Consider the following 11878-nt stretch of genomic DNA (forward strand, 5'->3'; position numbering starts at 1 on the left):
GGGGTGCAGGTACAGGGAGCAGATGTCGGTGACGCGGGTCCAGAACAGCGGGTCATCCTTGCAGGTCAGCCAGCCCTGGACCCGGTAACGGGCGTAGGTCGCAGACGGCGAGAATCCGGCCGACTTGCGAGGCAGAGATCCCCAGCTCGGGCAGCTGAGCGGCGATGCGACGGTGCGACCAGGTCGATTCCGGATACGGCGGGGCGGCCGTTGCCACGACCTGCATTCGCTGCTCGGCGCCGTAGCGTCGGGGCCGTCCGCTGCGTTTGGCGTCGACAAGTCCGGCCAGGCCGGCCACGGCGAAGCGGCCTCGCCATTTGCGGACCGTGTCGGGTCTGATCCGCAGGTCTGCCGCGATCTGCCGCGTTGCAGGCGCCCTGCGCGGCAGCCAGGACGATGCTGGCCCGTACCACCGCCCTGATCTGCGAGGTGCTCGCCCGGACGATGCGCTCAAGCTCGATGCGGTCCTGTTCGTCAAGCACCACGGGCACCGCCTGCGCGACCACGACCACCCCTGCCATCGAAGATCTGCACACAGCAGGGTGGATCTTGGCAGGCGAGATCTTGGCAGGCGAGATCTTGACGGGCCAGATCATGGCCGATCAGGTGCCAGACTCGTACGCGGATCCGGCAGCATGGACCCATGGCCCGCAAGAACCCGCCCGAATCGATGCAGCACCACCTGCGGCACCGCCTCAACGAGCACGCACGGCAACGCTGGCCGCAGCTGTCCGGCGTGCAGGTGCGCTTCCGGGCTGGGTTCGCCTACCTCGACGCGCTCACCCACGACAACGAACCGCAACCGCTGTGCCGGCTACGGTTCACCGGCGTCCTGCACACCTGGGGCTTCGCCATCTACCTCGCCAGCCGCGACGGCTACCAAGACAGCGCCCTACCCTCCGGACTGCCCATCGGCAGCCCGGAAGAAGCCCTCGACTGCGCCTGCGGCCTCTACCTCGCCGACCCGACCACCTGGCCTACACCCCCGACGAACTAACGCGGTGCTGCACTAGGCTCAAGCGAGAGGATCCGCGCCCGAGCCGGACCGTCGCGGGTCTCGCCGCGGTGGTCCCGGACGCGCGGTGCCGGGCGAGGCGGACGCGCGGCCAAGCGAGGGTGCGGGAGGCCAAAGGGGGCGCTGGCCCAAGCGGGGGGCACGATCCGGGGGCCGAGCGGGTTCGGCGCGGCGATCGGGCACAGCCGGTCGGGCCCGATGAGCGTCGCCGCTCGAACGCCCTTGAATCCTGCCGTCAGCCAATCCCGCACCCCGACCACAACGCGGCCGCATGGCCCCGCACCCCCGCGACACTTGCCGCCCCTTCAGACTCCGACCAACGCGATGAGCGACGGCACCGGGCGCGCTGACACGCCGGGCTCCAACCCCGCCGCGCAGCCGCACGAGCCGAGCCGCAGCGACACCCACCGCAGCCTCAAATCCCACGCGAAGAAACTCGCACCGCCGCAGGGCACCAGGGCTTCTCGGTTCCACGTGAAACCCGACCGGACCTCACAAGAGCCGGCGACGCCGACCGATAGGCGGACCGTCCGTGGAGGCACCGAATGACTGAGGGCCGACCCCAGAGGATGGGGTCGGCCCTCGCGGCCTTTGTCGGCGGTACCGATTACTGCTGCTGATCCCGCGGCATGCTCGACTGCTCCTCCGGAACCCCGATGATTCCCACGATCCGCTCCAGATCGTCGACCGTTGCGAACTCGATCGTGATCCGCCCCTTGCGCCGGCCGATGTCGACCTTCACCCGAGTGTCGAACCGGTCAGAGAGCCGATCCGCAAGATCGGACAGCGCCGGCGCGTGCGGTTTCGCCCGCCGCTGGGCGGGTGCCGACTTCTTCGGCGACCCCTCGGAGATCGCGAGCTGTACGAGCTCCTCGGTAGCGCGAACCGAAAGCCCCTCCGCGACAATCTTCGTCGCGAGCGACTCCTGCTCCTCCGAGTCCTCGAGGCCAAGCAACGCCCGGGCGTGCCCCGCCGAGAGAACCCCAGCCGCGACGCGCCGCTGGACCTGCGCGGGGAGGTTCAGGAGCCGGATGGTGTTCGAGATCTGCGGCCGGCTCCGCCCGATGCGCTTGGCGAGTTCCTCATGGGTCGCCCCGAACTCGTCGAGCAGCTGCTGGTACGCGGCTGCCTCCTCCAGCGGATTCAGGTTCGCCCGGTGGATGTTCTCCAGCAGCGCATCGCGGAGCATCGCGTCGTCGCGCGTCTCGCGCACGATCGCCGGGATGGCCTCCTTGCCGATGGCCTGCGCGGCCCGCCAGCGCCGCTCGCCCATCACGAGTTCGTACTGCTTGTCGCCGTCGGTCTCGCGCAGCTCGCGTACGACAATGGGCTGGAGGAACCCGACCTCCTGAATGGAGGTCTTCAGCTCCTCGATCGCGTCCTCGTCGAAGACCTGCCGCGGCTGCTTCGGGTTCGGAATGATCGCGTTCACCGGGATCTCGGCGAAGCGAGCGCCCGGCACTGGAGCAAGCGTCTCGGCCGGCGCGGCCACCGGCTCCGCGGGCGCCCCGTTGGCGACACCGGGCGCGGGCGGCGTGGCGAGCGCGGTCGCAGTGCCGGTCGCACCCTCGGCCGGCGCGGCGGCGGTTGGGATGAGAGCACCGAGCCCTCGCCCGAGACCCCCACGTCGGTTGGACTTCATGCGACCCCTCCCACCTGCGCACCCTGCGCGCCACGCAGCGCGATCTCCTGCGCCGCCTCGAAATAGCTGACCGCACCCCGGGACCCGGGGTCGTACGTCATGACCGACTGGCTGTAGCTCGGCGCCTCGGACACCCGCACGTTGCGGGGGATGACGGCGTTCAGGACCTTCTCACCGAAGTGGTTCCGCACGTCCTGCTCGACAAGGTCGGCCAGGCGCGTGCGCCGGTCGTACATCGTCAAGAGCACGGTCGTGATATCGAGCTTCGGGTTCAGGTGAGACCGCACGAGCTCGATATTGTTCGTGAGCGCCTGGACACCCTCAAGGGCGTAGTACTCGCACTGAATCGGGATCAGCACCTCTTCGGCCGCGACGAGTGCATTGACCGTGAGGAGGCCGAGCGACGGCGGGCAGTCGATGAAGATGTAGTCGTAGTTGTCGCCCCCGGCCTCGATGGCGCGCTTGAGCCGCGACTCGCGGGCGACGACCGAGACGAGCTCGATCTCCGCCCCGGCGAGGTCAATCGTCGCCGGTACGGCCCACAGGTTTGGAATGCCCTCGACCTGCTGGGTCACCGCATCCAGCGGGGCGCCGTCGATGAGGCAGTCGTACACGTCCGGAACGCCGGAGTGGTGGGGAACGTTGAGCCCGGTGGAGGCGTTGCCCTGCGGGTCGAGGTCGATCACCAACACGCGGTTGCCGTGCAGCGCTAAGGCGACGGCGATGTTCACCGCAGTGGTGGTTTTCCCAACGCCGCCCTTCTGATTGGCAACGCACATCGTGCGGCGCCGTGGCGGACGGGGCATCGTAATCTCCCCGCTCGGGTTGAGAATTTCCACGGCGCGTTTTGCCTCCTGTGCCAGCGGGGGGTCTTCGGTTTCACGTGAAACATACGCGTCAGTCATGGCGCCCTCGGTATCCGCGGTGACGACGGACGGGTGCGGCCGGGGGGATGGTGGGTTCCGTCGTTCGGGCCGCACCTCGGCCGGAGAAGCGCCGACTGTTGGCGATGCTCCCCGGCCGTAAAGGGTACCGGTTGAGGCGCGCTCGTTCGGCGTGCTGACGTGAAACTCCACCATGTCCCCGCGTGTCGATTCCGCATGCGGCGGCACGAGGCCGGGGGAGGGCGCGAACGGCGGCGACGACACCGGACCCCGTGGTTCCGGGCCTCGGCCGGGAATGGGTTCGTGGGTTGGGGGCGCCTCGAACCGCACCGGCTCGACCGGCCGGGGCTCCGTGCCGCCCTCCGTTCGTGGCTGCGGCACCGGCCGACCCCCGGGTCGTACGCCCCAGCTCTCTATCCCCGTTTCACGTGAAACATGACCGTCTTCATCGCCGTAGCCCGGACCATCACCGCTGTCGCGCACCATGTCAGTCCCGTCCCGCTCGGAAAGATGTGCACCCTCGGCCACCTCGTCCGTCGGCCTCCGGGCGTCCCCTCCCGGCTCACCGGAGGCCGGTGCACCTGAGAGTTGGCTACCCGGGTTCGACTCAGCGGGACCCGGCTGTCCGCTCTCATTGGAAGTCGGATCGCCGGAAGCCGCCGTGGTGGAAGCCCACTGGTCGGAGGTCGACCCGTCGGGGCGCGACCTGGCGGTGCCGAATCCGTCTCGGCTGGCCCAGTCGGGCCGTGCGTCGTTCGGATCCGTGCCGTCCAGGCCGACTTCCTCGGGAGCCGTTCCGTCGGACAGAAGGGTGGCGCGAGGCCAGCCTACGGCGCTTCGCCGGGCAGAGCCATGACTCACCGGCGCGTCGTTGGTCTTCTCACTACGGTTCAAGCGCCAAAAGACTAGAAATCCGTCAACTCGCCGGAGCAGCCCGCCGAGCCGCTGTATCGGCGACATCGGCCGACCGATGCCGACCGCTCTGCCGTCCCCCATGAGTCCTCCGCGTTCCCCCTTATTCCAGGGGCGCGGCCACGCCCCCGGATCACCGGCCGCGGCGCCCTCCGGCCTTCCGGGGACGCGCGACTTCCCGCTCGCGCACGACCTCGACCACGGTGGTGGGCTCGGCGAGGACGGCGTCCCCGCACGTGCGCACCGACGCGGTTCCCGCACCAAGCCGGGCAAGCACCACCGCGTGCTCGGCGACCTCGGCCGCCGCGGAGGCGCCCTTCATCGCGAGCAGCCGCCCGCCGACGGCGGTGAGGGGAATACACCAGCCGGCGAGCCGGTCGAGCGGAGCGACGGCCCGGGCGGTGACGACATCGGCGAGCGGGACCTTCCCGACGCACTCCTCGGCCCGGGCGCGGACCACGGTCGTGGTCGCGTCAAGGCCGAGCGCCGCCACCGCTTCGGAAAGGAATGCGGTACGTCGTGCGAGCGGCTCGACCAGGGTGACGGCAAGGTCGGGACGAGCCACTGCCAGCACCATACCGGGCAACCCCGCCCCAGACCCGACGTCGACCACCGAGGCACCCGTCTGAATGAGGTCGGCGACGACGGCGCAGTTGAGCAGGTGGCGCTCCCAGATACGAGGCGCCTCCCGCGGCCCGATGAGCCCGCGTACGACGCCGTCAGTGACGAGCAACTCGGCGAACCGCACCGCGATCGGGAGACGATCCCCGAAGATCTTCTCGGCGGCCGGGAGAACTTCGCTCGGTACTGCACCATCCATGTCGACAAGCAAACCACGCACCACCCCACCGCCCCGGACGCGGGGGAGCCACTTCTCCCTGCGATGACCCGAGGCTGCGGCGCGCCATCTCGGAAGCCTCGGTCCCGGCCCGAGACCGAGTCCCCGTTCCGAGGAGTCCCTTTCGGCCAGCCCCAACACCGCTCTCCTATTCAGAGGAAGCTCCCAAAACCTGACCTCACCGCGTGCTCGTTTGCCCAAAGGCTCCTTCCGGCAGGGCCCGGCCATACTCCTGGAGGCTCTCGGCTTAGTCGTCGCTGGCACCCTGCACACCAAGTGGGCGTCCTCGTTTCACGTGAAACACAGGTCGAGCCGGACGATCCGAGACATGGTCGCGCGCGGTCCGATCGAATCCCGCTAGGCCTTGCCCGTTGGAGGGCGGGGTCCGGTCGACGATCACGTGCTGCTGGAGGTAGACCCGCTCGCCACCCTCGCAACAGACAGGAGGACCAGCGCTCGGGATTGATCCGCTGCGGAAGATGGGGTGGCGGATGAAGCCGACCGACAAGGGCGCCAAGGCGGAGCACGCGGGCGGAACACGGAACACGCGCCAGCGCGGATGCGGACACGCACGGAACTCCGGGGTCGGACGTCCGATGGGGCGGACGTCCGATGGGGCGGACGCCCGATGGGTCGGACGCAGGACGCGAGACGGACGCAGGACGCGAGACGCGGGGAACGATGGTGGCTCGAGCGGTGGTGTGGTTCGCGGGATCAATACGGAACGCGGGACGAACGCGGGACTGCGGTCGACGTGCTGACCGCGGTCCAGGACGGGCGGTGCTGGGGCCTCGGCCACGGCCAGCAAGCTCCCCGGCCTCCGACTCGCCGGAACCCTCGGTGTCGATGAGCCGGCCACGTCGCCAAGTCGATGTTGCGATTGAGTCGATGCGCGAGGCGGTTGCCAGCCTCGCGGCCGAGGGCCAAGGGCTGGGTGCGCGCTTCGGAGGTCATCGAGTGCTACGCCCCCGCTGCCGGACATCCTGCCGCTCCAGCGGCCGCGGGTCGCAGAACCAGCGACTCGACCGGCGGTGCAGGCCGGACGCGGGGTCAGCGGGGGCCGAACACCAGACGCGGGACCGGGACGCGAGGCGCGGGATCAGGGCGAGGGTCAACAGGCGACCTGAGACGACTGCGGGGCGCTGAGACGCCAGACGTGGGACGCTGCGGGACGCCGGAACTGGGGCACGGGGCAACGGGCGACCCGAGACAACTGCGGGACGTGGGGCGAGTGGCGTGCGGCCTCGGGCAGTCGAGGGCTACTGCCCGGAGCCTGCTGGCCGCAGGCTGGCCGACTGGGGACGTCGGCTATGGGTCGACCTGGAAGCGGGCGGTTCGAGTGCTGGAGAGTTCCGGAGGGACGCCGCGCTGGCCGCCCCTCCGGAGTCTGTTTCACGTGAAACGGCGCTCGGCGGCTTCGATCGCGTTGCGGAAGAGCATGGCTACCGTTGTTGGGCCTACGCCGCCCACTCGGGGTGTGATGGCGCCGGCCACCTCGGCGCAGGACTCCGCGACATCGGGAAGCAGGCGGCGGCCCTCGTAGCGGACGCCGCCACCGACCACCACGGCACCGGGCTTGACGTGTTCGGGTTGGATGATGCCTGGCACGCCAGCGGCGGCGATCAAGATGTCAGCCCGCCGGGTGTAGCGGGGCCAGTCCGAGACGCCCGTGTGGACGACCGTGACCGCCGCGTTCGCTGTCGGGCGCTTCTGGGCCAGCAGCATCGCCAGAGGGCGGCCCAGAGTCGCGCCTCGGCCCAGGATCACCACCTCGCGGCCGCTGACCGGGATGTCGTAGTGAGCCAGCAGCGCCTCGATGCCGGCGGGAGTGCAGGGGAGCGGCCCGGGGATACCCGCGGCCAGGCGGCCAAGGTTCAGGGGGTGCATGCCGTCGACGTCCTTGTCCGGGTCCACGCGCATGAGGGCGGCGTCGTAGTCCAGGTGCTGGGGCGTCGGGTACTGAATCAGCAAAGCATGGACGTCTGGATCCGCGTTGTACTCGTCGATTACGGCGTGGAGATCGGCCTGGGTCGCAGTGGCCGGGAGGTGCCGGTGCGGGGATGCGAAGCCGAGTTCGGCGGCCTGGCGTTGCTTGATGCGGATGTACCCGGCGCTCGCGTCGTCATCGCCCACCAGGATGGTCGCCAGCGAGGGTGTGATACCGCAGGATCGGAGAGCGGCCACCTGAGCGGAGACGTCGGCGAGGATGCGGTCCGCCACCGGAGCACCCGGCAACAGCCGCGCCGAGCCAATGGACGAAGACGAAGAACCGGACGCTGGCGCGGCGTCAGACGACACCGGACCGTCAGACGACACCGGACCGTCAGACGACACCGGACCGTCAGACGACGCAGGACCGACGGACCACGCCGAGGCATCGGACGACGTGCCGCCAGAAGACACGGAGTCACTAGACAACACAGCGCCGCCAGAAAGCACCGGGCGGCCAGAGGAAACAGACCCACCAGACGACACGGGGCCAGCAGAAGACGCGGGGCCAGCAGAAGATGCGGGGTCGGTAGAAGACGCCGATGCGCCGGACGATGCGTTGCCAGAAGGCGCCGCGCTGACAGAAGGTACCGGGGCGCCTGGCGAAGCCCATCTGCCTGAGGCGGCCGCGCCACCGGATGTCGCAATTGTGCTGGAGGGAGTAGGCGACGTCGCCGCGGCGGCGTCAGAGGAGCGAAAGGGTGCAGAAGGGGGCGTGGGGGAAGAGAGGGACATACGGCTCCTCGCGTCCGTGAGAGCCCAGGCGGTCGACTCCCACGACGAAGGCTTCCCGATGGTTGCCCATCCTTGATGCCGCCAGTCGCGTCCCCTCAAGTATGCCGGAAGCGACCAGGCTCGGCCGGAGGAGGCAGGAGGAGGCGGCCAGAGGAGGCGGAAGCCGCCTGGTGCGTCCGGAGGTGACCGCGATGAAACGAGGTGTCGGCAGATGACAGGAAGGCATCGGCAATGGCCGCAGTGGCAACGGGATCGACCAGAGGCATGGGCCCGCAACCGGCCAAGGAGCCGTGAGCGAATCGTGGGACCGGGCGCGGCCGGAGGAGCCGGGACCGAACGCGGAAGCCGGCGACCGACGAGGGAGCCGAGCACAATCGACGGGCCGAGCAACAAGCAGGGGGCCGCGCGCAATCAGGAGGAGTCGGCGACGAGCACGGGCTGCCGGGGCCGGAAACGGTGACGCGACCCAAGAGGGAGCAGAGCAAAACGAAAACCGCCCCGGCCGTCGGGCGGCCGGGGCGGTCGAAAAGGAAGGCAGAACGACTAACGGCAGTCAGGCCGTGGGGCGGACCACGATACGGCGGGACGGCTCCACGCCCTCCGACTCGCTCTCCACGCCCGGGAGGGCGTTGATGACGTCGTGGACGCACTTGCGCTCGAAGGCGCTCATCGGCTCCAGGCGCACGGCCTCGCCGTACTCCTTCACCTTCTCCGCCGCGTTCTTCGCGATCGCCCCGAGCTCCTTGCGGCGCAGGGCGCGGTAGCCGCCGACGTCGAGCAGGAGGCGGCTGGGCGAGCCGGTCTGCCGGAACACCGCCAGCCGGCTGAGCTCCTGCAGCGCCTCCAACGTCGCTCCCCGCTGCCCGACCAGGGCCTGCAGGCGCTTGCCCGAGCCGTCGCCGCCCTCGACGACCTCGACGACCGGGCGGCCGCTCACGACCAGCTCGTCGATGTCGCCGTCGTAGTCGAGGATGTCGAGCAGGCCCTCGACGTAGTCGGCCGCGATCTCGCTCTCGCGGAACAGGTCGGCGCCGGAGCGGCCCGAGCCGCCCGAAGCAGCCTCGTCGTCGGTGTCGTCGGCCTTCGCCTTGGCGTCCTGCTCGAGGTCCTTGGCGTCCACGTCCTTCTCGTCCAAGGCGTCGGCACCGAGATCACTGGTGGTGTCGGTCACGAAACTCATCTCCGCTTGTTTGGGGCGCCGAGGCGCCGTCACAGGTCGTCGGTGAGGGGTGGGTTGCTAGGGAGCGCCGCGCGCCGGGCCGTGGGTGAGGGGTCGGCCCGGCGGGGTCGCATCAACCCGACTGCCGCTTCGCGGCGCCACCCTTCTTCGGGTTGATCGGCTTGGCACCGGGCTTGGGGGCCCGGCTGGGAGCGGCGGTGTCGGGCGTGCCGGTGGCCTTGGTGCCGGCCGCCTTCGCGGGGCCCTTGCCGTTGGTCCGCTGCTGGGCCTGCGCGGCCGCCTCCTCGCGGGCCCTGCTGAACAGCGCGCCGAGGCCGCTGGGCTGCTTCGCCTCGCCGGCCTTCTTGGCCGCGCCGGCGCCGCCCTTGAACGGCGTGGTGTTGGTCGTCGCGCTGGCCGGCGGCGGGTACTTGTGCAGCACCCAGTACTGCTGGCCGAGCGTGATGGCGTTGTTCGTGACCCAGTAGATGATGACACCGATCGGGAAGTACCAGCCGGAGGTCAGGGTGAAGAACGGGATGCCGTAGAGCATGAACTTCTGGATCATGCGCTGCTGCGGGTCGGTGTTCCAGCCCGTCTTCTTGATCATCTGACGCTGCGTCAGGTAGGTCGTCGTGATCATCAGCGCGACGAGGCAGGCGGCAACGATCTTGACCGTGGTCGAGCTGGCATCGATCTTGAGCAGCTCGGCCGTGCTGCTGCTGAACTTCGCGACGATCGGGGCGTCGAAGAGGCGGGCGTCGACCGCGCTGAGGAACTCGTCCTTGGTCCAGCCGTAAAGCTCCATGCTGTGGTCCGACATGCCCGGGCGCAGGTGGCGCAGCACGTGCAGGAGGCCGATGAACACCGGGATCTGCAGGAACATCGGAAGGCAGCCCATGAGCGGGTTGACCTTCTCCTCCTGGTAGAGCTTCATGACCTCCTTCTGGAGGGTCTCCCGGTCGCCCTTGTGCTTGTCCTGCAGCTCCTTCATCTTTGGCTGGATCGCCTGCATCGCGCGCTGCGACTTGATCTGCTTGACGAAGATCGGGAAGAGGACGACCCGGACGGTGATCACCAGGAAGACGATCGCGAGGACCCACTGCCAGTTGGTGCTCAAAACCCGGTGGTCCGGCAGGATCGAATCCCAGACGGTGTGCCAGAACAGCATCACCTTCGAGATCAGCCAGTAGATCCCGGCCATCAGCTTGCTAATCACGACACCGCTCCAGTCACGTCGACTCGGGCTCGGGCGAGTGTCCCCGGCGCGGAGGCACCGGGTCGAACCCACCGGGGTGGAATGGGTGGCAGCGCAGCAGCCGCCAGATCGCGAGACCGATTCCCTTCACCACGCCGTGGGTGCCGATCGCCTCCAAGGCATAAGCGCTGCACGACGGGTAGAACCGACAACGCGCCGGCAACGCCGGGCTTATCCAACGACGGTACGCGACGATGGGAGCTGCCACGATCCGGGCTCCGACGTTCATCGACGGACACCTCGGCTCTTCGGTCGGCGAACGGCGTCCAGCGCCGAGTCAAGATCTTTTTCCAGGATGTCGTACGGCTTGTGCGCCGCGTCCGGCAGCGCCCGCACGACGAGCACGGAGCCCTCGGGCAGGTCCCCGATGCGCGAACGGACCAGGTGTCGCAGCCGGCGCTTCACGGTGTTGCGCACCACGGCGTTCCCGACGGCCTTGGAGACCACGAACCCGGCCCGGGCCGAGCCGAGGGCCACCGAGTCGGACGGTGCTGGACTGCGCGAATCAGACATGTCGGAAAGATCCGAACTCTCGACGACCGGCGCGTCCTGGGGAAATACAGCAACCCCGGGCCGCGACAGCCCGGGGTTGAGGAAGTGCACAACCAAGGCCCCCCGGCCGGCCCGGCGGCCGTTGCGAATGGTGGCGGCGAAATCCTCCCGCCGCCGCAGTCGCTGTGCGGCCGCAAGCACGCTGCCTCCCGGAGGGCCCGGTCGTGACGATGAAGGCTCAGGCCGAGAGGCGGTCGCGCCCCTTGGCGCGACGCGCGGACAGGATCGCGCGACCGGCGCGGGTGCGCATCCGCAGCCGGAAGCCGTGGGTCTTCGCGCGCCGGCGGTTGTTCGGCTGGAAGGTGCGCTTGCTCACGTCGGGGCTCCGTCTTCGTGACTTGGCGTGGGTTGACTCGGCGGGAAGGGCCGGGCGCCCACGGAATGTCGATCGGTGATTGGAGTTTACCAGGGAACGGTGCTCCAACCGAAACAGGGTACGCGCCACCTAACCGAGCGTCAACGATCACCCACGCGGGGCGCCGGCCGCGTGGAAGGCGGCCGGCTGTGAACAAAGAAACCCCTGTTCAGCACCGAAATCCACAGGTTCGTTGTGGACAACGGTTGAGTGGTTGTGGACAACGCTGTTAACGTGCCCGGTTGCCGGTAGACACCGCGACGACCGGCGACGGGGCAAACAGGACTTTCCGGGATCGAACAGGCGCTCTGCGAGGGGGAAGAGCCATGCGCCTGACCTGTATCACCTCTGCGTACGCGCTGATCACCGCACGGTCAGCACAGGACGAGGAGGAATTCAGGACGATCCGTCCACGGCACATGACTCGTTGATACACAGGTTGTGGAAAACCTGTGGACAATGATGCCGGGGCGGCGGGAAGTGCCGGGCACCGTCCACTCGCGGTGGGGGCCGCGAATAATGATGGGGGTGCGCGAACG

General features: G+C 69.2%; 10 protein-coding genes, 1 pseudogene and 1 riboswitch. Of the genes and pseudogenes, 1 reads left to right on the forward strand and 10 read right to left on the reverse strand.

Features of this window, described 5'->3' with window-relative positions; genetic code table 11:
• Window positions 1-52: 52 nt before the first annotated feature.
• Window positions 53-478: a helix-turn-helix domain-containing protein gene (locus tag ACQPY0_RS58750; RefSeq protein WP_432982605.1), complete on the reverse strand. Its 426-nt coding sequence runs from the start codon at window positions 476-478 to the stop codon at window positions 53-55.
• A 165-nt stretch (window positions 479-643) separates the two neighbouring features.
• Here ACQPY0_RS58750 and ACQPY0_RS58755 point away from each other — a divergent pair, with 165 nt between their 5' ends.
• Window positions 644-997: a hypothetical protein gene (locus ACQPY0_RS58755; protein WP_432982608.1), complete on the forward strand. Its 354-nt coding sequence runs from the start codon at window positions 644-646 to the stop codon at window positions 995-997.
• Between the two features lie 625 nt (window positions 998-1622).
• On the opposite strand, the gene ACQPY0_RS58760 is transcribed toward ACQPY0_RS58755, so the two are convergent.
• The 9 genes and pseudogenes from ACQPY0_RS58760 to rpmH form a co-directional block, all read right to left on the reverse strand.
• Complete coding sequence (locus ACQPY0_RS58760; RefSeq protein ID WP_432982611.1) at window positions 1623-2657, reverse strand: ParB/RepB/Spo0J family partition protein; 1035 nt, start codon at window positions 2655-2657, stop codon at window positions 1623-1625.
• The gene (locus ACQPY0_RS58765) at window positions 2654-4027 is read right to left on the reverse strand and encodes an AAA family ATPase (RefSeq protein WP_432982614.1); all 1374 of its coding nucleotides are present in this window, start codon (window positions 4025-4027) and stop codon (window positions 2654-2656) included. Before ACQPY0_RS58765 ends, ACQPY0_RS58760 begins: the two co-directional genes overlap by 4 nt.
• Window positions 4028-4586: 559 nt before the next feature.
• Window positions 4587-5273 (reverse strand): 16S rRNA (guanine(527)-N(7))-methyltransferase RsmG, encoded by a 687-nt coding sequence (rsmG, locus tag ACQPY0_RS58770; RefSeq protein WP_432982617.1) that lies wholly within the window; start codon window positions 5271-5273, stop codon window positions 4587-4589.
• 1410 nt (window positions 5274-6683) lie between these two features.
• The gene (locus ACQPY0_RS58775) at window positions 6684-7544 is read right to left on the reverse strand and encodes a bifunctional 5,10-methylenetetrahydrofolate dehydrogenase/5,10-methenyltetrahydrofolate cyclohydrolase (RefSeq protein ID WP_432995882.1); all 861 of its coding nucleotides are present in this window, start codon (window positions 7542-7544) and stop codon (window positions 6684-6686) included.
• A 486-nt stretch (window positions 7545-8030) separates the two neighbouring features.
• A riboswitch (ZMP/ZTP riboswitch) is annotated at window positions 8031-8114 on the reverse strand.
• Window positions 8115-8568: 454 nt separating this feature from the next.
• Window positions 8569-9195, reverse strand: a complete 627-nt coding sequence (locus tag ACQPY0_RS58780) for a protein jag (protein WP_432982620.1) — start codon at window positions 9193-9195, stop codon at window positions 8569-8571.
• 112 nt (window positions 9196-9307) lie between these two features.
• Entirely contained in the window at window positions 9308-10378 is a 1071-nt protein-coding gene (yidC, locus tag ACQPY0_RS58785) for a membrane protein insertase YidC (RefSeq protein WP_432995884.1), read from the reverse strand.
• Between the two features lie 11 nt (window positions 10379-10389).
• Window positions 10390-10661: pseudogene (yidD, locus tag ACQPY0_RS58790) on the reverse strand (membrane protein insertion efficiency factor YidD).
• Window positions 10658-11125, reverse strand: a complete 468-nt coding sequence (rnpA, locus tag ACQPY0_RS58795) for a ribonuclease P protein component (RefSeq protein WP_432982623.1) — start codon at window positions 11123-11125, stop codon at window positions 10658-10660. The pseudogene yidD and the gene rnpA overlap by 4 nt, the downstream one beginning before the upstream one ends.
• Window positions 11126-11162: 37 nt before the next feature.
• Window positions 11163-11300: a 50S ribosomal protein L34 gene (gene rpmH, locus ACQPY0_RS58800; protein ID WP_033360019.1), complete on the reverse strand. Its 138-nt coding sequence runs from the start codon at window positions 11298-11300 to the stop codon at window positions 11163-11165.
• Window positions 11301-11878: the final 578 nt, after the last annotated feature.

Origin of the sequence: Dactylosporangium sp. CA-233914, from assembly GCF_050942935.1 — a bacterium.
Classification (GTDB): domain Bacteria; phylum Actinomycetota; class Actinomycetes; order Mycobacteriales; family Micromonosporaceae; genus Dactylosporangium.

Excerpts from the sequence above, each read along its gene's own strand:
- yidC (WP_432995884.1), bottom strand. The coding sequence starts at position 10,378 with ATGGCCGGGATCTACTGGCTGATCTCGAAGGTGATGCTGTTCTGGCAC.
- ACQPY0_RS58780 (WP_432982620.1), bottom strand. The coding sequence starts at position 9,195 with ATGAGTTTCGTGACCGACACCACCAGTGATCTCGGTGCCGACGCCTTG.
- ACQPY0_RS58760 (WP_432982611.1), bottom strand. The coding sequence starts at position 2,657 with ATGAAGTCCAACCGACGTGGGGGTCTCGGGCGAGGGCTCGGTGCTCTC.
- rsmG (WP_432982617.1), bottom strand. The coding sequence starts at position 5,273 with ATGGATGGTGCAGTACCGAGCGAAGTTCTCCCGGCCGCCGAGAAGATC.
- ACQPY0_RS58765 (WP_432982614.1), bottom strand. The coding sequence starts at position 4,027 with ATGGTGCGCGACAGCGGTGATGGTCCGGGCTACGGCGATGAAGACGGT.
- ACQPY0_RS58755 (WP_432982608.1), top strand. The coding sequence starts at position 644 with ATGGCCCGCAAGAACCCGCCCGAATCGATGCAGCACCACCTGCGGCAC.